At 67.5% G+C, this 2768-nt stretch carries 3 protein-coding genes; 1 reads left to right on the top strand and 2 read right to left on the bottom strand.

What is annotated here, in order from left to right; genetic code table 11:
• Window positions 1–540: 540 nt before the first annotated feature.
• Together AB0J68_RS30510 and AB0J68_RS30515 are read right to left on the bottom strand one after the other, a co-directional pair.
• Complete coding sequence (locus tag AB0J68_RS30510) at window positions 541–1239, bottom strand: CDP-diacylglycerol diphosphatase (protein ID WP_354855480.1); 699 nt, start codon at window positions 1237–1239, stop codon at window positions 541–543.
• Between the two features lie 83 nt (window positions 1240–1322).
• Window positions 1323–1532 (bottom strand): hypothetical protein, encoded by a 210-nt coding sequence (locus AB0J68_RS30515; protein ID WP_363942150.1) that lies wholly within the window; start codon window positions 1530–1532, stop codon window positions 1323–1325.
• A 28-nt stretch (window positions 1533–1560) separates the two neighbouring features.
• Between AB0J68_RS30515 and AB0J68_RS30520 the strand changes: the two genes are divergently transcribed.
• Window positions 1561–2768 (top strand): pectate lyase (locus AB0J68_RS30520; RefSeq protein ID WP_363942152.1); only part of this gene is annotated, 1208 nt, incomplete at its 3' end.

Below are 2768 nucleotides of genomic sequence, written 5' to 3' on the forward strand. Positions count from 1 at the left end.
GGCGACCGCCGTCGACGCCAGCAGGACGGCACCGGCCGAGACCAGGGCGGCGTTGGTCACTCTTCGTTTTCTCATGAGACTTCTCCTGAAGGGGTGGTGGCGGCCGACGCGTCCGGTGGTGCGGTCTTCGGGCGAGCGCCGGGCGGTACGTCAGCAGTGCGTCAGGCGATGCTCGGGAGCGCTCCCAAGCGTGCGGCGGCGGGGTGTCGAAATATCGCCCGTCCAGTCCAGTCCCGCATGGCAACCCGCGACATCACCTGTCGGCCACCCACTCTCGCGCTACGCAGACAGGCGCGGAGAAGACACCGGGGGAACGCCGGTGCGGAGGCCGGGACGGCGGCACCGATCGGCCCTCGTGCCATCGGTCGCGGATACGCGAGCGGCGGCAGGACTGATGGTGCGGCGAACGGGTCCAGCGGGACTGTGGCACCCTCCTCTGTCGGCCGGTTCCTGGGGCGGGCCGGCCTCGCTGCTCATTCGCGGGCTCGCGGGTGAGTGCCGCACGGCGAGCGTACGAAACAGTTTCTTGTTGCCAGGAATTTATTTCGTCAAGTGGTGCCTGTCAATGCGTCTTGCGTACGCGAGCAGGAAGTCGACGGTCCCGGTGCCGCCGGGCTGGCCCGGGGCGACGGGCAGACCGGGTTCGCTGTTCAGGACGTAGAAGCCGCCGCTGCCGATCAGGCGGGGTTTCGCGGCCATCGTCTGCGCCGCCATGGTCGCGCCGGTCGGCCGCACCACGCTGTCGAGCAGGAGCCGGAAGAGGTTCGTGTTCAGGTTCGCGACGTGGAGCACCCGGTACGAGCGGGGGGCGGGAGCGCCGGTGCTCGTCAGTCCCCAGATCGGCACGATCTGGTTGCGCCACCGCGACGGGTTGTTCGTGATCGTGCTGTCGTGGATGTTGAGCTGGGTCTGGATGCCCGAGTGGATCCCGGCCAGGTGGATGTGCAGCTGGTCCTGCGTACGGATCGCCGGGTCGGCCGAGTTGATGCCCAGCCCGACGTGGGGATAGACGACGTGTCCTGCCTGGCCCGGTTGGGCGTTGTCCCACGCGTCGAGCCAGTAGTTCGGCGCGCTGGCGGTGGTGATGAACGGGCACTCGATGCCGCGGATCCGACAACTGGGGACCAGCAGGAAGTCGTGGTTCGACCCGGTTCCTCCATTGAGGATCACGTAGGTGGGGGTGGTCCGCAGGCACTGGGGGAACGGAGGGCCGGTCCTGGTGCCCTCGCAGACCTGCACCCTGTCCCAGAGGTCGCAACGTCTGCAAAAAACCTGCAAACGCTAACCCTTGCCCAGAGGGAAACCGCCTTCCTACGATTGCGTTACATCGATGTTTCATCGCCGAACTGGGCGGGCGCGTATCGGGATGCGCTGTCGACGACGCGCCGCTTGGCCAGCGGTTTCGCCGCGCACGCCAGGGCGATGAGGTTCTCCGCGATGAGCAGACAATTGATTGCCGTCAATGCAAAGTGATCGACTTGAATCGCGTACCCGTGGAGGGTCGGCGCGTCGATCGCCGCTGCCGTCGGCACATTCAGACGATGACGAAGGAGACGCGACATGAGACGACCAGTCGCACTGCGACTTCTGGCGGCGCTGGCCACGGCCGCTGTCGGGATCGCGGTCGGGGGAACACTGTCCACCCCGCAGGCGTCGGCGGCGGCCGGCACCGCCACCGGCTACGCCACCCAGAACGGCGGGACCACCGGCGGCGCGGGCGGGCAGACGGTACGGGCCAGCACGGGCACCGCGATCCACGCGGCGCTGTGCGGGCGTGCCAGCAGCAGCACCCCGATCACCATCGAGGTGACGGGGACGATCAACCACGGCAACACCAGCAAGGTGTCGGGGTCGAGCTGCAACACCGCCGACGGCGTGATCGAGCTCAAGCAGATCAGCAACGTCACCATCATCGGGGTCGGCAGCGGTGCGATCTTCGATCAGTTGGGCATCCACATCCGCGACTCCAGCAACATCATCATCCAGAACGTGACGGTCCGGAACGTCAAGAAGTCGGGTTCGCCCACCTCCAACGGTGGAGACGCCATCGGCATGGAGAGCACGGTCCGCAACGTCTGGGTCGATCACGTCACCCTGGAGGCGTCCGGCGGGGAGTCGGAGGGCTACGACGGCCTGTTCGACATGAAGGACAACACCCAGTACGTGACCCTGTCGTACAGCATCCTGCGCAACTCCGGTCGTGGCGGCCTCATCGGCTCCAGTGAGAGCGACCTCTCGAACGGCTTCATCACGTTCCACCACAACCTGTACGAGAACATCGACTCCCGTACGCCGTTGCTGCGCGGCGGCATCGCGCACATCTACAACAACCACTACGTGAGCCTGCACGAGTCCGGCATCAACTCCCGGGCCGGCGCACGGGCCAAGGTGGAGAACAACTACTTCCGGAACTCGAAGGACGTCCTGGGCACCTTCTACACCAACGAGCGCGGCTACTGGCAGGTCAGCGGCAACACCTTCGACAACGTCACCTGGTCCAGCGCCGGCAGTGAGAACTACCCCGCCGGCCCCAACCCGACGTCCAACACCACCGTCAGCATCCCGTACGCGTACCGCCTCGACGGCGCGAGCTGCGTACCGGACGTCGTCCGTCAGACGGCCGGCGCCAACACGGGCCTGCGGGTCTCCGACGGGAGCTGCTCGCCGCAGACGCCGCCGCCGACCACCGCTGCGCCGACCACCGCGCCGCCGACCACCGCGCCGCCGACCACCGCGCCGCCGACCACGCCGCCGCCGACGAGCGGGAC

Origin of the sequence: Micromonospora sp. NPDC049580 (assembly GCF_040675595.1) — a bacterium.
Lineage (GTDB): Bacteria > Actinomycetota > Actinomycetes > Mycobacteriales > Micromonosporaceae > Micromonospora.